This window comes from Rhodococcus sp. FH8 (assembly GCF_019266085.1).
In the GTDB taxonomy this organism is placed as follows: Bacteria; Actinomycetota; Actinomycetes; order Mycobacteriales; family Mycobacteriaceae; genus Rhodococcus_F; species Rhodococcus_F qingshengii.
The window spans coordinates 431,959-449,917 of record NZ_LPNQ01000065.1; the positions used below are offsets into that span (position 1 = coordinate 431,959).

General features: G+C 64.0%; 17 protein-coding genes. 10 read left to right on the forward strand and 7 right to left on the reverse strand.

The genetic code is table 11. The features are described 5' to 3' along the window. Positions 1-49 precede the first annotated feature (49 nt). The 4 genes from ATN38_RS16395 to ATN38_RS16410 all read left to right on the forward strand — a co-directional run bounded on the left by ATN38_RS16395 (position 50) and on the right by ATN38_RS16410 (position 4,736). The gene (locus tag ATN38_RS16395; RefSeq protein WP_208689755.1) at positions 50-1,093 is read left to right on the forward strand and encodes a UDP-N-acetylmuramate dehydrogenase; all 1,044 of its coding nucleotides are present in this window, start codon (positions 50-52) and stop codon (positions 1,091-1,093) included. A gap of 32 nt (positions 1,094-1,125) precedes the next feature. Then, a complete protein-coding gene (locus ATN38_RS16400; protein WP_042452959.1) occupies positions 1,126-2,322 on the forward strand; it encodes an Ig-like domain-containing protein in 1,197 nt (398 codons plus the stop codon). A gap of 120 nt (positions 2,323-2,442) precedes the next feature. Further along, positions 2,443-3,981, forward strand: coding sequence for a hypothetical protein (locus tag ATN38_RS16405; protein WP_058227468.1), 1,539 nt, complete (start codon positions 2,443-2,445; stop codon positions 3,979-3,981). Next, entirely contained in the window at positions 3,978-4,736 is a 759-nt protein-coding gene (locus tag ATN38_RS16410; protein ID WP_054187843.1) for an ESX secretion-associated protein EspG, read from the forward strand. The genes ATN38_RS16405 and ATN38_RS16410 overlap by 4 nt, the downstream gene beginning before the upstream one ends. A gap of 15 nt (positions 4,737-4,751) precedes the next feature. On the opposite strand, the gene ATN38_RS16415 is transcribed toward ATN38_RS16410, so the two are convergent. From ATN38_RS16415 to ATN38_RS16425, 3 genes are read right to left on the reverse strand one after another with little or no spacing between them, the layout of a single operon-like run. Next, entirely contained in the window at positions 4,752-5,501 is a 750-nt protein-coding gene (locus ATN38_RS16415) for an SDR family NAD(P)-dependent oxidoreductase (RefSeq protein WP_003942076.1), read from the reverse strand. 15 nt (positions 5,502-5,516) lie between these two features. Next, positions 5,517-7,838: an arylsulfatase gene (locus tag ATN38_RS16420; protein WP_054187842.1), complete on the reverse strand. Its 2,322-nt coding sequence runs from the start codon at positions 7,836-7,838 to the stop codon at positions 5,517-5,519. After that, on the reverse strand, positions 7,835-8,812 hold the full coding sequence (locus ATN38_RS16425; protein WP_042452972.1) for a TauD/TfdA family dioxygenase: 978 nt from the start codon (positions 8,810-8,812) through the stop codon (positions 7,835-7,837). Before ATN38_RS16425 ends, ATN38_RS16420 begins: the two co-directional genes overlap by 4 nt. A gap of 342 nt (positions 8,813-9,154) precedes the next feature. Between ATN38_RS16425 and ATN38_RS16430 the strand changes: the two genes are divergently transcribed. Beyond that, on the forward strand, positions 9,155-10,426 hold the full coding sequence (locus ATN38_RS16430; protein WP_074447122.1) for an ROK family transcriptional regulator: 1,272 nt from the start codon (positions 9,155-9,157) through the stop codon (positions 10,424-10,426). 15 nt (positions 10,427-10,441) lie between these two features. On the opposite strand, the gene ATN38_RS16435 is transcribed toward ATN38_RS16430, so the two are convergent. Next, complete coding sequence (locus ATN38_RS16435; RefSeq protein ID WP_054187841.1) at positions 10,442-10,801, reverse strand: nuclear transport factor 2 family protein; 360 nt, start codon at positions 10,799-10,801, stop codon at positions 10,442-10,444. Between the two features lie 70 nt (positions 10,802-10,871). On the opposite strand from ATN38_RS16435, the gene ATN38_RS16440 reads away from it, so the two are divergent. Beyond that, entirely contained in the window at positions 10,872-11,741 is an 870-nt protein-coding gene (locus ATN38_RS16440; RefSeq protein ID WP_063314780.1) for a LysR family transcriptional regulator, read from the forward strand. Here the strand turns inward: ATN38_RS16440 and ATN38_RS16445 are convergent. From ATN38_RS16445 to ATN38_RS16455, 3 genes are all read right to left on the reverse strand, one after another. Beyond that, on the reverse strand, positions 11,707-12,711 hold the full coding sequence (locus ATN38_RS16445) for a tocopherol cyclase family protein (protein WP_007735336.1): 1,005 nt from the start codon (positions 12,709-12,711) through the stop codon (positions 11,707-11,709). The two genes, ATN38_RS16440 and ATN38_RS16445, sit on opposite strands and share 35 nt — an antisense overlap. Continuing rightward, positions 12,708-13,100: a PaaI family thioesterase gene (locus tag ATN38_RS16450; RefSeq protein WP_058227471.1), complete on the reverse strand. Its 393-nt coding sequence runs from the start codon at positions 13,098-13,100 to the stop codon at positions 12,708-12,710. Before ATN38_RS16450 ends, ATN38_RS16445 begins: the two co-directional genes overlap by 4 nt. Before the next feature lie 64 nt (positions 13,101-13,164). After that, positions 13,165-13,938, reverse strand: a complete 774-nt coding sequence (locus ATN38_RS16455) for a PIG-L family deacetylase (protein ID WP_003942001.1) — start codon at positions 13,936-13,938, stop codon at positions 13,165-13,167. Positions 13,939-14,049: 111 nt separating this feature from the next. Between ATN38_RS16455 and ATN38_RS16460 the strand changes: the two genes are divergently transcribed. From ATN38_RS16460 to ATN38_RS16475, 4 genes are read left to right on the forward strand one after another with little or no spacing between them, the layout of a single operon-like run. After that, positions 14,050-15,276, forward strand: coding sequence for an MFS transporter (locus ATN38_RS16460; protein ID WP_003942019.1), 1,227 nt, complete (start codon positions 14,050-14,052; stop codon positions 15,274-15,276). Beyond that, positions 15,222-16,049, forward strand: coding sequence for an alpha/beta fold hydrolase (locus ATN38_RS16465; RefSeq protein WP_256931865.1), 828 nt, complete (start codon positions 15,222-15,224; stop codon positions 16,047-16,049). Before ATN38_RS16460 ends, ATN38_RS16465 begins: the two co-directional genes overlap by 55 nt. 42 nt (positions 16,050-16,091) lie before the next feature. Further along, entirely contained in the window at positions 16,092-17,420 is a 1,329-nt protein-coding gene (mshA, locus tag ATN38_RS16470) for a D-inositol-3-phosphate glycosyltransferase (RefSeq protein WP_003941843.1), read from the forward strand. Further along, the gene (locus ATN38_RS16475; RefSeq protein WP_047268888.1) at positions 17,417-17,914 is read left to right on the forward strand and encodes a YbjN domain-containing protein; all 498 of its coding nucleotides are present in this window, start codon (positions 17,417-17,419) and stop codon (positions 17,912-17,914) included. The genes mshA and ATN38_RS16475 overlap by 4 nt, the downstream gene beginning before the upstream one ends. Positions 17,915-17,959: the final 45 nt, after the last annotated feature.

Here is a 17,959-nt window from a genome sequence, read left to right on the forward strand (position 1 = left end):
TGTGTGGGACGTAACCATTGGCAGACGCGTCGTGGAATCAGGCGCTTTCGTGTCCGAGAACGTTGACTTGTCGGGATTGACGACGCTCCGAATCGGGGGACCGGCGCGGCTGCTCGCCGAATGTCCGACGACGCAGTCGTTGATCGACGTCGTGACGCTGCTCGATCGCGAGCAGATCCCGACGCTGATTCTCGCCGGCGGATCCAATCTCGTGATCTCCGACTCGGGATTCGACGGAGTTGTCGTTCGTGTGGCCAACACCACCGTGAGCCTCGACACGGGCCGCGTCGTCGCCGAAGCGGGCGCGGTGTGGGACGAAGTAGTCGGTCAATCCGTCGCCGCGGAGTTGGGTGGCCTCGAGTGTCTCTCCGGGATTCCGGGCTCCACTGGTGCGACGCCGGTGCAGAACGTCGGCGCGTACGGCGTCGAGGTGGGCTCGCGGCTCCGGCGGGTTCAATTGCTCGACCGACGCAGTGGCGAAGTGTCGTGGGTCGAACCGTCGAAACTCGAATTGGGTTACCGTTCGAGCGTTCTCAAGCATTCCGATGCAGCAGTGGTTCTCGCCGTCGAATTCGATGCGTCGACCGACGGACTGAGTGCCCCGCTCGCGTACCGCGAACTGTTCACCGCGCTGGGGGCAGAAGAAGGCGCGCGGTTGCCTGCGTCGCAGGTCCGTGAGGCAGTTCTGGGACTTCGGACAGGCAAGGCGATGGTCCTCGATCCGTACGATCACGACACCTGGAGCGCGGGTTCCTTCTTCACCAACCCCGTGGTGCCCGACGACAAGCTGCCTGCCGTGCTCGAAGCAATCGCCGAACAGCTCGGCGACGTCACCGTGCCGCAGTTCCCCGGCAGTGGTGGAACCAAGCTCTCGGCCGGATGGTTGATCGAACGGGCCGGATTCTCGAAGGGTTATCCCGGCGAAGATGCACCGGCCAGGCTGTCGACCAAACACACCTTGGCGTTGACCAACAGAGGGTCGGCAACGAGCGCGGATGTGGTCTCGCTCGCGCGGACAGTGCGCGACGGCGTCGAAGCCGCGTTCGGTGTCCACCTGGAACCGGAACCGGTAACTGTGGGCTGCACCGTCTGATTCTTGACAGAGCCCGCAGGTAGCCTGTTGAAGTGCATGAGCTGGGTGGTAGGAGAAGTCGTTCGCGTCTTGTTGCGTTGGTAGCTGTATTGCTCGCTGTGATGGTGGCCGTCGTCGGCTGCACGATCGGCGGCAAGGACGGACAGGGCGGCGCGGCGGCCGCCGAACCAGCACCGGTGGCGACTGTGGTGTCGACGCCGGCGCCCGGCACCAAAGATGTCAGCCCGGTCGCTCCCGTCTCGGTGGCGGTGACCCAGGGAACGCTGTCCGACGTCAGCCTCAGCAACGCAGCCGGTAAAGCCGTTGCAGGACAATTGTCGCCTGACAAGACATCGTTCACCGTCAGTGAGGCACTCGGCTACGGCACCACGTATTCGTGGTCGGGCTCGGCAACCGGGACCGACGGTAAATCCGTGCCAGTCCAAGGGAGCTTTACGACGGTTGCCCCGGAGTCGACCACCGGCGCCACCCTCAACATCGCCGACGGCCAAGAAGTTGGTATCGCGGCACCGATCACGTTGCAGTTCGACAACTCCGTCGTCGACAAGGCGGCCGTCGAGAAGGCGCTTGTCGTGACCACCGTGCCGCCCACCGCCGGATCGTGGGCTTGGCTGGCCGACGACAACGGCGGATCGCGGGCCCATTGGCGTCCGGCCGATTACTGGGTGCCGGGCACGACTGTCCATCTGGACGCCAAGCTCTACGGCTTGAACTACGGCGGTGGCGCCTTCGGCGACCAGGATCTCACGCTCGACTTCACGATCGGTCGTAGCCAGATCGTGAAGGCGAATGCGCCCAGCCACCGCATGCAGGTGGTGCGCGACGGTCAGACGATCATGGACATTCCCGTCAGCTACGGCGAGGGAAACGAACCTCGCAACGTCACGCGCAGCGGCATTCACATGGTGACGGAGAAGTACGAAGACTTCATGATGTCCAATCCGCCGTTCTACGAGAACGTGCGCGAGCGTTGGGCTGTGCGCATCTCCAACAACGGCGAATTCATCCACGCCAATCCTGAGACCACCGGGGTGCAGGGCTCGTCGAACGTCACGAACGGTTGCATCAACCTGTCGACATCCGACGCGCAGGAATACTTCGGAACCGCCCTCTACGGTGACCCCGTAGAGGTGACCGGCACGTCGATCGACCTGTCTCCTGCGGACGGCGACATCTACGACTGGGCAATCGATCTGCCGACCTGGAAGTCGATGTCGGCACTGCCGTAACTCTGTACTGCGGTAAATCCGTGGATGAGGGAACCGTCCGGGCTCTGCTTGCGTCTGTACAGGTAAGTGCTGTCGGCTCGGGGGAGTCCGACGGGGGTTTTCGACTTCAGGGGGACAGCGGTGGGCATTCCATTTCTGGAAGACGTGCTGGGAAGAATCTCCGAAGCGACGCAGGCCGTGCCTCCTGGCGTGGCGGCATTGCCAGTTGTCGGCACTCCCATCGCGAGCGCAATCGCTACATCTGCTCTGGTGCAATCCATAACCGACGACCGCGGCGCGTTCGACGACGAGATGGCTGCTGCGACCGTCGACGCCGATGTGGAGCGCGCACGAGCCTGGGGTGAGCGCGATGCCCTCACCGCCCAGACGTCGTCGCTCGAGTACAGCGAACACGCAATCGTGGACGACGATCCGTTCGATGCGATGTCGCACTCCGAAATCTTCGACCACGTCAACGAGATGAATCCGGCAACCCTGAGTGCGATCGGTGAGGCTTGGAAGGCCATTGCAGGCCGGGTCGAAGCCGGCATCGGGAAGTTCCAGAACGACGTGAACGGTGCGATCACCGAAGGCTGGCAGGGGCGCGGCGGCTCGGCTGCGCTGGAAGCAGTGCTGGCCTACTCGGCTGATGCGGGTGAGCTGAAGGTGCGGGTCGATCTGATCTCGAACAAGATCGAGGAGGCGAAGATCGCACTCGACGAGGCCAAACGCTCGATTCCGGCCCCCGACGGCGCCTCGACGGTCGAGAGGTTTCTCAGCATGGTTCCCGGGGCTACATGGAAGCAGGCCCAATACGAAGCCGAAGAAGCCGAACGTCAAGCGCGCCAGGTGATGAAGGACGTGTATCTGCCGTCCATGAAGCGTGCGGACGATCAGGTGCCGATCCTCCCGGCCGCATTCAATCCGGTCACCGGCGATGGAGGGGCTGGAAGTGGCGGGGCTGGAAGTGGCGGCGCATTCGGTGGTGGTGGTGCCGACGGCGGGAACTTTTCGGGTTCAGGAAACGGGCTCGGCACGCCATCTACATCGGGTGGCGGAGTCGGTGGGGGAGCGGACGGTGGAAACTCCGGCGGGGCAAACCCGCCCGGACACGGTTCCGGTCAGAATCCGTCCGGCACCGATACCGGAAATGGTGACAACCGTAGCGGCGTTGATGCCCAAGGGAATCCGAACGTCGATGCAGTTCGATCCGGAACCGGTTCCGACCCGGCCGGGACCACGGCGGCACATGCCGGTCCACTGTCCGCCGGTGCAGCGCCAGATGGCCTAGCTCGTGCAACTCCGAATGGCGCTCAGCTTGGTTCCGGAACGCCGTCAGGCCTGGTAGGTAGCGGTTCGGGTGGTGGTCCTGCTGGTGGAATCGGTACCGGAGGCTTCGGGCCAGGCGGAACCGGAGTCGGAGCCCTCGGCCCTGGCGGCACCGGTGGCCTCGCCGGTGGCGGACGTGGGGGCGTCAACGGAGCTGGCGGTACCTCGGCGACGGGCGCGCAGAGCGGTCGGGGCGCGATGGGTGGCGTCGGCGGCATGGCACCGGGACGAGGGCAAGGGCAAGACGAAGACAACGTTCACGACACCCCCGGCTACCTCGTCACAGTCGAGAACGGCAACGCCCTGGTCGGCGACCTACCGATGGTCTCCCCGGCGGTGCTGGGCGAATGACCACCATGCAGTGGCAGTTCACCGGCCTCGAATTCCAGATTCTCTGGGAAGCGGTCGGACGTGACCGACTCCCGTACCCGCTGCGGTTTCGTCCGACGGCCGAAACCATGAACGAGCTGACAGAAGAGCGACGTCGAGCGGGAGCACACCTGGCTTGGTTGCTCGACGATCGGCTGCATCACGTTCTCGGTGCTCTTGCGAATCCTGATGCTCGCGTTGAGGTTTCCGGTTTTCACGGGCAGAACATGAGTACGGTGACGCGATTGCACGGCGTTGTTGCCGGCGACCTGGGGGTGCTCCTGACTCAACTGCCCGGCAGGACTGTCGACTGTGGCTCCGACGTGGTTTTCACCGTGGTACGCCCATCGGCAATTCCACGGATGCTCGTCGATCACCTGCCGACCTGCCCCGCTGGATCGGAGCGTGGTGTGAGCATCGAAAGGCCGAAAACTTCCGGTAGAGCGAGCTTCCTGAGCAGTGCCGCCGGTGCGCGCGGGAGCGAGGAAGTGAGCAGATTCTTCGGCCGAGAGCGGACCTCGATCGGTGAAGTCACCACATACCCGGGAGGAGCAGTGGACAGCAGACCGACAGACGACGGCATAACGTTCCACTGGTACGACTATGCCGGAGATGGTCGGTACATCGTCACCGCTGATGAAACCGTAAGTGCCCGTAGCGCTTCCACGGAAATGACGGAGGCCGAGATTGCACGCAATCTCGGCCTCGTCCTGCACCGGGTGATTCGCACTGGTTAGTCAGAACGATTCGAACTAGCTGGTGGTGCGGTGGAACCGACCGGGGCTTGCCTGATCCCTCGGCTTGACGATGATCTGATCGAGGTTCACATGTGACGGCCGCGACGCGACAAAACCGATGATCTCGGCGATGTCCTGCGCCACCAACGGTGTGATTCCCTCGTACACCTTGTCGGCCTTGTCCTGATCGCCCTCGAACCGGACGAGTGAGAACTCCGTCTCGACGGCTCCCGGCGCGATTTCGGTCAGTCGAACGGGCTTGCCCAACAGTTCACCACGCAATGTCCGATGAAGGACGGCTTGAGCGTGCTTGGCGGTGGTGTAGCCCGAGCCGTTGTCGTATGCCTCCAGCGCGGCCACCGAGGTGATGGTCACGACCAGACCGTCACCCGAATCGATCAGCTTGGGCAGCAGTGCCTTCGTCACACGCAACGTGCCCAGAACATTGGTCTCCCACATCCACCGCCAGTCGTCCAGATCGGCGTCCAGGACTGTTGCCAGACCCTTTGCACCACCCGCGTTGTTGACCAACACGTCGACACGTGGGACCACGGCCGCGAACGCGTCGACGGAATCCTCGTCGGTGACGTCGAGTTCGAGAGCGGTACCACCGATTTCCTCGGCGATCTTCTCGAGACGATCGACGCGGCGAGCACCGATCACGACGTGGAATCCCTGAGCTGCCAGGGTGCGGGCGGTGGCCTCACCGATTCCGGAGCTGGCTCCGGTGACTACGGCGATGCGGGCATCGGAAGAAATGGTCATGATGCAATCGTAGGGCTAGTCGGCGGCATACTCTGCTTCCCGTTCGATGGATTCGATGTGACGACGCGGTACTTGTATCCGACCGGGTGTGTAGGTGACGGCGCGCAGCGCGCCGCTGTACCGGAAGGGACCATGGCGTCGTCGTACCTCCCACGACACAGGTCCCCTGGCGTCGACACCGACCGAGATACCGGTCCACGGCGCCATTCCCACCAGTTGTACTTGCCCGAGCAGCTGGCCCGCGTGAATGCCGTCGACGCTGACGTGGAGATCCCAACGCAACCGCGGTACCACCGTCACCGACAGCTCGATGCGTTCGGTGCCGAGCGCCAGCGGTCCGGCGTCGACAACGGAGTAGGAACCGAACGCGTTGTACCCGAGATGCAGGTGCCCGTCCTCGACGTAGAGAAGGTACCCACCCTGCGGATCGCCATGGGCGACAAGGACACCGGCGTCACCTTCGCGGTAACCGTCGAGTTCGACCGTGATGTCGAAGTCGCGGAACCCGATCAGCTTGGATGAGCGGTAGCGCTCCAGCGGGGGCGTTCCGGCAAGTAGTCGCACCGGGCGTGAGAGTGCTCCTTCCTCCGGACGGCGAACCGCGCCGACGGTATTGCCGAGTAGAGGAAACACGGTGTTCGCCCACGCCGAGTGGTCCCAGGCCTCGGCGAGTTCGCGAACCTTGTCGGGAAACCGTGATGCCAGGTCGTCGAGCTCGGTCGGGTCGGTGCGGACGTCGAACAACTGCCAGTGCGGTTTGTCGATGTCCGCCGGGGTGAGAGCCAGCAGTTTCCAGCCGTCCTTGTAGTAGCCACGGTTGCCGGTCATCTCGGTGTACTGCTCGGTGTGAGTGCTCGGAGCGGCAGACGAACGCAGAACGGACGCGGAAGACACCCCGTCGAACTCTTTCACCGGGAGCCCGTTTCGCACACTGGGTGCGTCGATTCCGGCCAGTTCGAGCAGCGTAGGGGTCAGGTCGGTGACGTACGCGAACTGGTCGCGAATCCCGTTGTCGTCTGCTCCGGGTTTCAATCCAGCGGGCCAGGACAGGAGAAAAGGAACACGGATCCCGCCGGCAAAGGATTGCCCTTTGTAGAACCGGAACGGGGTGTTGGACGTCTGTCCCCATCCACGTGGATAGTGGACGCCCAATTCAGGTCCGCCGATGAGGGATTCGTCGTGGGGGACATCGCCCACCCAGTCCGGATCCTGAATATGCGCGAACTGTGCGAAGTAGCTTCGGGTCCCGTCCGAACCGCCCTCGGCGGTGCCGCCGTTGTCGGAGGTGAAGACGATGATCGTGTTGTCGAGCTCGCCGAGTTCGTCCAGGGTGTCGACGATGCGTCCGACGCTCTGATCGATCGAGTCGACCATCGCCGCGTACACCTCCATGTAGCGGGCGAACCTGGACTGCACTTCCGGCGTGAGTGATTCCCATTCGGGGACGTCGAAGCCGGGTTCGGAGTTTCGCGGTGCTTGTTGCGTACCTTCCGGAAAGAGGCCTTGCACGAGCTGAGAGGCGAACCGCGACTCGCGGATTCGATCCCACCCTTCGTCGTAGCGGCCGCGGTACTTTTCCTGGTCGGCAGGCTTGGCCTGCAACGGTCCGTGCATGGCGACGTGTGCGAAGTAGAGGAAGAACGGCTTGTCCTGATCGTGGGCGCGGAGGTCCTTGATGTACCCGACCGCTTTGTCGGTCAGATCGTCGGTGAGGTAGTACCCCTCGGGGTACTCGTCCACGTCGACCACAGAATTGTCGGAGATCAGTTGATTGGGATAGTAGAAGGAGTTGAGGCCTTCGAGTGAGCCGTAGTAGCGATCGAAACCGCGCTGCGTCGGCCAGGAGTCACGACTTCGTCCCGGGGCCAGGTTGGCGTCGCGTACGAGGTGCCACTTGCCGACGGCATAGGTCGCATAGCCCGCGCCGCGGAGGATTTCGGGGAGTGTCTGGACGTCGTCGGCCAATTCCAGACGCAGTCCGGGGTAGCCCGGATCGGCGTTGGCGACAAAACCGTACCCGGCGCGGTGCGGATTCAGGCCGGTGAGAAGAGCTGCGCGCGACGGCGAGCAGAGGGGCGTCGTGTGGTAGTTGGTCATCCGAATGCCCTGCGCGGCAAGGCGGTCGAGGGTGGGAGTCTCGATCTCGGAGCCGAACGGCCCGATGTCGCTGTACCCCATGTCGTCGATCAGAACCACGACGATGTTGGGTGATCCGGGAATCGGGGTCGTGGAGGTGGGCCACGACGGGGTCGAATCGGCTGCGGTGCGGCCGATTCGACCCTCGAAGCCTTCGTATCCGCGGGCGTGCGGAGGAGGGGCGGAATCCGGTGAAGTCATGGGAGAGTCGAGGCGCCTTCGATGATCGAGTATTCGGAAGCGTCGCCGGCGATGCTGCGGCTTCGTTCCCCGTGGATGTTGACCGGGATGTCGCCGGCAAGGGTGATGCGCTCCAGACGCCGGTACTGATCGTCGTAGTCGGCGATCGCGTAGTGCTGGGTGGCGCGGTTGTCCCAGATCGCGACGTCACCCGCTTCCCAGTTCCACCGCGTCGTGTACTCGAGCTTGATGGCGTGATCCTGCAAGAGCTTGAATACACCGTTCGACTGTTCGGTGCTCAACCCGACGAAGTTCTTGACAAAATGTCCGAGGACGAGCGTGCGTTCTCCGGTTTCGGGGTGGACCCGCACCACCGGGTGTTCCGTCTCGAAGTACGTGGACTGGAACTCCTCGCGGTAGGCGGCCGTGCGATCTTCGGTGAGCCGCTCGGCGCTGGTTGCCGCATAGTCGTAGACGTTCGTGTGGCGAGCCCAGAGGTTCTCCGCGAGCGCCTTGAGCGGATCCGGCAGTCCGTTGTAGGCGGCTACCCCCGACGCCCACGTCGTGGAACCGCCGTATTCGGGTAGCTGCACCGCGCGCAGGATCGAAGCCTTGGGGATGCGGTCGACGAAGGTGACGTCGGTGTGCCAGCTGTTGGCCTTGCCCAGGTCCGAGTCGATGGGCAGAACTTTTGCGCCGTGCGACTTCACGGTGGGGTGGGCAGTGGTCGGGGTACCCAGCAGCTGGGCGAACTCGTACTGCGAATCGTTGTCGAGGTGGTCTTGCCCGCGAAAGAAGATCACCTTGTGTTCGAGAAGTGCTTGCCGGATGAGGGAAATCGTCGCCGGGTCGAGATGCCCGCCGAGAGTGATTCCGTCGATTCGGGCGCCGATATGCGCGCCGAGGGTGGTGACAGTGCCGCGAGCGGCGTCAACGGCCGCTCCGTTCGTTGATGCCGAATTCGTGAGGGTCGGCTTGGCGAAAGCTGTAGACATGGTGCACCTTTCGTGGGGAGTGTGCCCACCCAAACACGCGAGATTTCGCCCCGACAGGGTTGCGTTCAGTGTGATCGTTACCGCACCTGATTTGTGAATCTCGGTGAAGCTGCTACTTTTGGAGCCATGTCGACCGACCAGCCTGCCGCTTTGCGGGTCACCTATGTGACCGCTGCGCTTGGTTCGCGTCTGCCTCTGGCGCGAGAGCTGTGTTGTCGCCGCCGTTCTTTCTGCAGCTAATTTCTGCGCCTTTTCTGTCTATTTCTTCGTGTGACCAGTGGAAACGCTGATTTCTCGGTCGACAGAGATATGCGCCTTCTCCTCCTTCTGCAAGGGACAGCCATGTCGACACCCACAATCTCCGCCATTCCGAACATCCGATCGCGAACCGCGCTCTCGGGAACCCGGACCCGTACCCAGATAGTTGCGCCCGAACTACGCATCGCCGACGGTCCGTCCGCGACTGTGTTGCGCATTGCTCGATCCCGTGGGCCGCTCTCACGTGACACTGCGGCAAAGGCATCAGGGCTGAGCATCGCCACCGTGAACCGGCAGGTCACGAGCCTGCTGGACCTCGGGATCCTGCGCGAACGCGCGGACCTGACGGCCTCCGGAGCAATCGGGCGTCCGCGAGTTCCGTTCGAGGTCAACCACGAGCCTTATCTGACAGTCGGCATCCACATCGGTGCCGTCGTCACCAGCATCATCGCCAGCGACATTCGTGGAAAGGTGCTCGGCGCCGTCGAGATTCCGACGCCTGCCACCAATTCTGCTGTCGCGCTTGCCACCATTGCGCGCTCGGCCAAATCCTTTGCCTCGCGGTGGCACAAGCGTCGTCCGCTCGCCGTCGGCGTGGCCATCGGCGGTCGCGTCGATTCAGCGACCGGAGTCGTCGATCACCCGCGTCTGGGATGGAAGGGCGCCAAGGTCGGGTCCATCATCGGAGCCGGCTTGGATCTCCCTGTATCGGTAGCCGCCCACGTCGAGGCGATGGCCGCGTCGGAACTACTGCTCAGCACCGACCGTGCCGAAGCCCCGACGCCGGGCACTACCGGCCTGTACTTCTACGCTCGTGAAACTGCCGGCATCGCAATCACTTTCGAAGGGCGAGTGCACACGCCGTCCAGCGGACCCGGTTCGATCGCGCACCTCCCCACCGGTTCGTCCGCACGGTGCACCTGCGGAGCCGTGGGTTGCCTTGAAGCGACGATCAGTGACCGCGCCGTAGTCGCGCAGGCTTTGTCTTCGGGCGCCGTGATCCAGGGCAGCGAGCGTGTCACGATCGCGGACGTCTACCGGGCCGCGTCGTCGGGTTCCATTCCGGCACACGAGCTTCTGGTTGATCGAGCACGCGTCCTCGGCCGGACAGTGGCGATGCTGCGTGACCTGTTCAACCCGGATCGTGTGATTCTGGGTGGTCAGGCATTCACCGACTATCCGGCCGGGGTGCCCCATGTCGCCGAGGCTTTCTCGACGGCATCCTCCTTGGAGCGTAAGGACATTCGAATTACCGGTTTCGGCAATCGGGTTCAGGAATACGCTTCCACGGTCGTGTCACTGAGCTCACTGTTTGCTGATCCCGCTGCGGCTATGCGCCGCGCGTCGGCCGTCTGACTGCGAAGAGGGCAGTCAGAGTTCCGGTCGATCCAAGACTCGCAACCATGATCCGTCGGGCTGGCGGCGCGCGACCTGCGTGCGCCCGCCGGTTCCGTCGGAAGGTTTGGTCGAGGTCATGGCCAGGTCGCCGCTGATCACCGTCGGTAGAGATTCCTCGACGGTGAATCTCGGTGCAGCTGCCAGCATCTGAGAGATCACCTCGCGGATGGCTTGGCGGCCCACGGTGAGGGATCCGGGAGGGAAGGCCATCACCGCATCCTCCTCGTAAAGTGCGGCGACGGCGTCTGCGTCACCAGCGTTGGCAAACTGCACGAAAAGCTTCGCGATGTCTTCCGGGGTTCCGGCCTTCTGAACGTCATCTGTTGTTGTCATGCTTCCATCGTTCTACCGCACCGGCGATAAGTCCAAGATCTAGTTTGTCTCGCAGCTAGAATTAGCAGTTATGGAACTTCGGCAACTCGAGTACTTTGTCGCTGTCGTTGAGGAAGCTAATTTCACTCGCGCCGCCGAGCGGCTTCACGTAGCCCAGCCGGGTGTGAGTGCGCAGGTCAAAAGGCTGGAACGTGAGCTGGGGCAGGAATTGCTCGACCGTAGTGGTCGAACCGTTCGTCTGACCGACGCCGGGCGAGCTGTCCTCCCACACGCCTACGCTGCACTTGCTTCCGTTCAGAGCACCCGCGACGCTGTCGATGCCCTGAACGGACTTGTTCGCGGCTCCGTTTCGGTCGGGATGGTCACCGCCTGTGCCTCCGCCGATCTGACCGATCTGCTCAGTCGGTTGCACACCAGACACCCCGGCCTGGACATCTCGCTGGCCGAGGACGATTCGCGCAGTCTGCTTGCCGGAGTGTCGGACGGAACCTTCGACATAGCCGTCATCGGGGTGGCGGGAGAGCTGCCGGAAGGGCTCGAATCGAGGGTGATCACCGACGAACGACTGGTGGCCGGAGTGGCAACGGATCATCCGCTGGCCGAGGTGTCGTCTCTACCGTTTGCCGAGCTCGCCACGCGATCGGTCATCTGTCTGCCGGAGGGAACCGGTATCAGGACGTGTCTGAACTTCGCGTGCGCCGCGGCCGGCACCACGCCGACGGTTGCGCTTGAGGCAAGCAACCTCGGCATCATCGTTTCATTGGCCGCGCAGGGGCTGGGAATGGCCGTGCTTCCCGAGTCGGCAGTGGGGGAGTTGCATCGGATCGATCTCGAACCGGAGGCGCGATCTCGGCTGGAATTGGTCTGGCGTTCGTCGGGCGGCAAGAATCCTGCGGCCTCCGCTCTCATCGATCTTGCGAGAGCTGTTCCCGCCGAGTGAGTTCGGCCTGCGCCCGATCCAATCCGCCGTGCTCGAGAGCAGCCAACCTCGACCTGTCCTTCCAGACGATGGTGCCGCGTCGCCGGACGATGACCGACATCGTTCCACCGAGATGCTCGAGCGCTCCTGGCACGTTTCGACGCTCGGCAGGTATCGGAACAGGAAGTATGTGTGCGTCGGCGATGGGTGCGGTCCCGTCGATGTCGACGCTCCACTTCCGGCTGTAACCCCGAAGCGTCCAGCGATCGTCGGACACCGTCGTCTCCACCTGTGACGTCAGAGGATTACCCAGCCGCAACACCGTTCCGTCCGGTAGCGCGGCAACGACGGCGGTGACTTCGGTGCGCAGAGGTCCGGCGCTGACCTGTCCGCCGGCAAACGCCACGCAGGCTCGAGGATCGGTGAACCCCTGTGCCTGTCCCCACCACCAGGATTCCGGGAATCCTCCCTTTCCCCAGTTCTTCTCGCCGTACACCTGCGCTCCGGTGAGATCCCAGCTCTGTCCGTCGATGACGGCGCTTCCCTCGACCCGGCCGCCGAGCAGCCACGGATGCCAGTACTGATTGAGTGCGGGAACTGATTGGAAGTAACTCGACCCCCCGAAGCGGCGGTGCGGCCAGAATCGCTGATTACTGATGCGTACGTCGAGATGACTGTCGCCGAAATCGACCTGGAGTCGATCGGCATTGCCGCGGAAAGCGTTGTCGGCGTAGGCCCCCAGGATACGGGGATCGGCCGATCCGTTCGGATGCTCAGCAGTGCGGAGGAATCCGCCTGGGTGTGCCGCGAGACCGAGCGTCGACCAGCTGCCGCCGTCGGCCTTGTTGATTCCGGCGAGCGCGATCACCACCCGTCCGCTGTCTGGCATCGTGAATCGCCAGAAGTAACCCTCCATCGCAACGTCATGGGAGGCAAGCAGATTGCCGTACGGCAGGGTGGCACCCGAGGCGCGGTACGCGGGAAGCTTCACGATCCCAGTACTGCCTGTGATGCGGTGACCTGAGCGACGAGGCGGCCCTCGTCGTCGCGGATCTCGGTCACCACCGCGACGGTGCTGCGCCCCGCGTGCAGTGGCCGGGCGGTGGCGGTGACCGTGCCCTTGCGCACGCCGCGAGTGAAGACGGTCGACGAACTGGTGGTGGACGTACTTGCGCCGGGCGGCAGATTGAGGAATGCACAGACGGCGCCGACGCTGTCTGCCAGCGTCATCAAGGCGCCGCCGTGCATTCCGTTGCCGGCGGTGGTGCGGTGGCTGTCCCAATCCAGATGGCCGACAACCTGTTCGGGTGCCGCGCTGTCCAACTGAATTCCGGTGTGAACTGCAAAAGGCATGCTCGCGACAAGTTGTTCGAGGTCCATGCCTACCGATGTTAACGAGCCGCCGAAACCTCCGTCGGGACTTCGGTTTATCGAGGGCGGTGACTCACAGGGGCAGGGCGGTTTCCGACAGCCCTTCCGGCGCGTTGCGACGACGGAACCACTCGGTGCCGAATGCCGCGGCGAGCTGCTCCGTCGGCATTTCGAGGAACGGGCCGAAATCGCCGACCTGCGTTGCGTGCGCGTACATGGCCGCGCGCTTGGACGAGATCACCGAACTGACGTCGACCGCGGTGGTGAGTTGGTCAGCCGGAAGCCCGAACGATTCGATGTCCGGCGGCTGCGCCTCCTCGGTCCACTCGGGGTTGGCCTGCATCAGCATCTTCATGTGATCGCGGTTGGTGGACGCCTCGTAGACGAATGGCGTGCCCGCGAGTTCTGCAGCACGAACGCCGACGTGGTGGACCTGGATGTGATCCGGGTGGCCGTATCCGCCGTTGGGGTCGTAGATGGTCAGGACATCGGCGTTCTCTTCACGAAGAACCTCGGCCAGACGCTCGGCGGCCTTCTCGACGTCGACGTTGCAGAACGCTTCCGGATTCTCGTTCTCGGGCGTACCCACCATCCCCGAATCCGGGTAGTGCAGGGACACGACGCGACTGGCACCCAACGCGTCGGTGGACGCCTCGAGCTCACGGCTGCGGCGCTGAGCCAACGTCTCGTATTCGTCCAACAGTCCGTCGGGGAATTCACCGAGAGCACCGTCGGTAGCGGTGACGACTACGACGCGGTGACCTGCGTCGGCGGCCATTCTCATCACGCCGCCCGTAGTGAAAACTTCGTCATCGGGATGGGCGTGGAAACACACCAGGACACTCATTCGCGCAATCGTAAGGCAAGTTACCGACAGGTCAACCCGAGCGCACAGTGAAAACGATTTGTCGAGTCGGCCTCGGCTCTGTGAACCTTGTTCAGTGCACGAGAAGCTGACATGAGCGAATCCACCAACAAAGGCCTGCTGAGCGCCTACCGCGAGATCTTTGCCGCCCCCGGATCGGTCGCCTTCTCGGCCGCCGGATTTGTCGCAAGGCTGCCGATCGCCATGATCGGTATCGGAATCGTGACGATGATCTCGCAACTTCGTGGTGACTACGCGCTCGCCGGCGCGCTCGCCGCGGTTTTTGCGCTCTCGTCGGCGATCATCGCGCCCGCGGTCTCGCGTGCGGTCGACCGCTTCGGACAGCGAGCGGTCCTGCCGATTGCCGCAGCCGTGAGCGTCACCGCGATCGGGGCGCTCCTGCTCGCAGTCCGGATGGAAGCTCCCGACTGGCTGCTGTTCGTTCTGGTCGTCCCCGGCGGCGCCACTCCGACGATCGGCGCGATGATTCGCGCCAGGTGGGTGGCGATCTATGTCGGAAAACCTCAGCTGCGCACCGCCTTCGCCTTCGAATCGGTGGTGGACGAGCTCTGCTTCGTGGCGGGCCCGGTCATATCGGTAGGTCTGAGCATCGGGCTCTTCCCCGAGGCTGGACCACTGGCAGGGTTGATCCTGCTGGTCACCGGAACCCTGCTGCTGGTCATACAGCGCGGAACCGAACCGAAGGTGCATCCGCGTCGACCCGGCCGCGGACGATCGGTTCTCGGTAACCACGTGATGTGGATCGTCATCGTGATCATGGTGATGCTCGGAACGATCTTCGGCGTCATCGACGTCGGCGCCATCGCGTTCACCAAGGAACAGAATTCGCCGGGGTCGGCGACGCTGGTCCTCGCGCTGTTCGCCGGCGGTTCGGGAATCGCGGGACTGATCTTCGGGTCGATGCACCCGGCGCGATCGCTGCGCGGGCAGTTGATGATCGCGTCCTCGGCGGTCGCCGTTCTCAGCGTCCCGCTTCTGTTGGTCGGAAACGTGGCCGCACTTGCGGGTGCCTACGTGCTGGCGGGCGCGACCATCGCACCGACGCTCATCATCGCGACAGCCCTGGTCGAACAGATCGTCCCACCGGAAAAGCTCACCGAGGGAATGACCCTGACGGTTACCGGCCTCGGCGTCGGCGTGGCGCTCGGGTCTGCGCTGGCCGGACAGCTGATCGATCGCTACGGCGTCCCGTCGGCCTACATGCTCGCCGTCGGCGCCGCAGTCGCAGCCTCTATCGTGACGGCATGTCTATTCGTGAAGCCGTCAGCGTCGACGGCACGTCCATCGTCTATCGAGTAACCGGAAATTCGGCGGGGACCCCGCTGGTGTTGCTGCACGGCTGGGCTCAGTCCTCGCAGTGCTGGGGCGAGCAGGTCCTCGCGGACCTGGCCGCGGACTATCGGCTGATCGCCGTCGATCTGCGCGGCCACGGTTACTCAGATGCGCCCGAATCCGGATACGACGATTCCGCGAACTGGGCCGCCGACGTCGCGGCTGTTCTTGCGGCCGAAGGCGTCACCGAGAACGCGATCCTGCTCGGCTGGTCGTACGGCGGTCTGGTGATCTGCGATTACCTGGCAGCGCACGGCACCGGCGCGGTGGCGGGCGCGGTTCTGGTCGGGGCGATCACCAGCATCGGGCGCGGCGAAAAAGGTGGCAAGGTCGGCTCGGCGATGCGTAGCGCAGTTCCCGGCGCGATGTCCGAAGATCCCCGCGAGGCGATCCGTGCACTCGGCGCTTTCGGCAATGCTCTCACCGGCCCACCCGAGGGCAAGGGTGCAGCGTCGCAGGCCTTGTTCGGGTACAGCCTCTCGACGCGTCCGCGGGTGCGCGCAGCACTGTTCAACCGTGCTGTCGGTCACGACGAGTTGCTTCGCAACCTGGACATCCCGGTCCTCGTTCTGCACGGAACCGACGACTCCGTCGTCGACGTGAGCGCAGGTAAGCACGCCGAGGAACTGATTCCCAAGTCCCAGGCGTCGTACTGGGAAGGCTGCAATCACGGCCCGTTCGTGGAGGATCCGACACGATTCGTGTCCGAAGTGCGAACCTTCATCTCGAGCCTCGGTTAGAGTTCGCGCCCGGTGAGGGGGCAGTATGGAGTCGTGACGCCCATGCACATTTCGCGCCCTCGCCGGGTGGCCGTTCTCTCGGTCCACACCTCGCCATTGGCGCAACCCGGCACCGGTGACGCGGGTGGGATGAACGTCTACGTTCTGCAATCCGCCATTCAGCTCGCCAAACGTGGCGTCGAGGTGGAGATATTCACCCGCGCGACGTCCTCGGCCGACGCACCCGTGGTGGACGCCGCTCCCGGAGTGCGGGTTCGGAACATTGCTGCTGGTCCCTTCGAAGGGCTGGACAAGGCGGATCTGCCGACTCAACTGTGTGCCTTCGTCGCAGGAGTTCTGCGGGAGGAAGCGCGCCACGAGCCCGGGTACTACAGCCTGATTCACTCGCACTACTGGTTGTCCGGTCAGGTCGGCTGGCTGGCCCGCGACCGCTGGGGCGTGCCCCTCGTACACACCGCCCACACCCTCGCGGCGGTGAAGAATCTTTCGCTTGCCGAGGGAGACACCCCGGAGCCGGCAGCACGTCAGATCGGCGAGCAGCAAGTAGTCGCCGAGTCCGATCGCCTGGTCGCCAACACCACCGACGAAGCCAAGGCGCTGCACGAGTTGTACGGCGCAGATCCCACGCGTATCGACGTCGTGGCTCCCGGCGCCGATCTCACCCGCTACCGACCGGGCGATCGCGATTCCGCCCGCGCGTCGTTGGGGTTGGACCCGGGCGAGGTCGTCGTGACTTTCGTCGGCCGGATCCAACCTCTGAAAGCGCCGGACGTTCTGCTGCGTGCTGCCGCCGAAGTGATCAGCCGTCGCCCCGAGTTGCCGTTGCGCATCCTCGTCGTCGGCGGGCCGTCCGGAACTGGCCTCGCGCGGCCGGACGTGCTGATCGAACTGGCACGCTCACTCGGCATCACAGCGCAGGTGACGTTCTTGCCGCCGCAGGCTCCTGAGCGTCTCGCCGATGTCTACCGTGCCTCGGATCTGGTTGCGGTGCCGAGCTATTCGGAGTCCTTCGGATTGGTCGCCATCGAAGCTCAAGCCTGCGGAACTCCCGTGATCGCCGCCGACGTCGGCGGACTGGGAGTAGCCGTACGCAACGGGGAGACAGGCCTGCTGGTTCAAGGACACCGCACCGAAGACTGGGCCGGCGCCCTCGAATCTTTGGTGACAGCACCGACGCGCTTGGCCGAACTCGCCGCGCAGGCACCGCGTCACGCCGAAAATTTCTCGTGGGAACACACCGCGGACGGTTTGCTCGAGAGCTATCGCAAAGCCGCAGTCAACTACAACAACGGAACCGGTCCCAGCGACTTCTCGCCCCGCCGTGCGCGGGGTCTGTGGCGTCTGCGCCGGACCGGGGGAGTGCGTACATGAGCAGCATTTCGGACACCATCGAGCAGGCCCTCACCGAGCGTGAACTCGACTTCACCAGAAAAGACGACGCGCATTTCATCGTCGAACTTCCCGGTGAACACAAACTCAAGACGTCGACTCTGCTCACCGTTGGCAATCACGGTGTGCGGGTCGAGGCCTTCGTGTGCCGCAAGGTGGACGAGAACTTCGAAGGCGTCTACAAGTTCCTGCTCAAGCGCAACCGCCGTCTGTACGGGGTGGCGTACACACTCGACAAGGTCGGGGACATCTACCTGGTCGGCAAGATCGCGGAGCATGCCGTGACCGGCGATGAACTCGACCGAGTGCTCGGTCAGGTTCTCGAAGCCGCCGACGGCGATTTCAACGTCATCCTCGAACTCGGCTTCTCCTCGTCCATCAAGCGTGAGTGGGCGTGGCGGGTGTCGCGAGGCGAGTCGCTGGCGAATCTCGAACCGTTCAAGCACCTCATCGAGGAGGAGCCCGCGCAGAGCTGATCGAGCGGGGTGAGACACATCGCGGATGTGTCACGTAAAGTGACC

What these genes read in the sequence shown, in the direction of transcription:
- ATN38_RS16410 (WP_054187843.1), top strand. Translation starts at nt 3,978, where the DNA reads ATGACCACCATGCAGTGGCAGTTCACCGGCCTCGAATTCCAGATTCTC.
- ATN38_RS16450 (WP_058227471.1), bottom strand. Translation starts at nt 13,100, where the DNA reads ATGGACCTCGAACAACTTGTCGCGAGCATGCCTTTTGCAGTTCACACC.
- ATN38_RS16435 (WP_054187841.1), bottom strand. Translation starts at nt 10,801, where the DNA reads ATGACAACAACAGATGACGTTCAGAAGGCCGGAACCCCGGAAGACATC.
- ATN38_RS16420 (WP_054187842.1), bottom strand. Translation starts at nt 7,838, where the DNA reads ATGACTTCACCGGATTCCGCCCCTCCTCCGCACGCCCGCGGATACGAA.
- ATN38_RS16460 (WP_003942019.1), top strand. Translation starts at nt 14,050, where the DNA reads ATGAGCGAATCCACCAACAAAGGCCTGCTGAGCGCCTACCGCGAGATC.
- ATN38_RS16415 (WP_003942076.1), bottom strand. Translation starts at nt 5,501, where the DNA reads ATGACCATTTCTTCCGATGCCCGCATCGCCGTAGTCACCGGAGCCAGC.
- mshA (WP_003941843.1), top strand. Translation starts at nt 16,092, where the DNA reads ATGCACATTTCGCGCCCTCGCCGGGTGGCCGTTCTCTCGGTCCACACC.
- ATN38_RS16475 (WP_047268888.1), top strand. Translation starts at nt 17,417, where the DNA reads ATGAGCAGCATTTCGGACACCATCGAGCAGGCCCTCACCGAGCGTGAA.
- ATN38_RS16440 (WP_063314780.1), top strand. Translation starts at nt 10,872, where the DNA reads ATGGAACTTCGGCAACTCGAGTACTTTGTCGCTGTCGTTGAGGAAGCT.
- ATN38_RS16425 (WP_042452972.1), bottom strand. Translation starts at nt 8,812, where the DNA reads ATGTCTACAGCTTTCGCCAAGCCGACCCTCACGAATTCGGCATCAACG.
- ATN38_RS16465 (WP_256931865.1), top strand. Translation starts at nt 15,222, where the DNA reads ATGTCTATTCGTGAAGCCGTCAGCGTCGACGGCACGTCCATCGTCTAT.
- ATN38_RS16430 (WP_074447122.1), top strand. Translation starts at nt 9,155, where the DNA reads ATGTCGACACCCACAATCTCCGCCATTCCGAACATCCGATCGCGAACC.
- ATN38_RS16455 (WP_003942001.1), bottom strand. Translation starts at nt 13,938, where the DNA reads ATGAGTGTCCTGGTGTGTTTCCACGCCCATCCCGATGACGAAGTTTTC.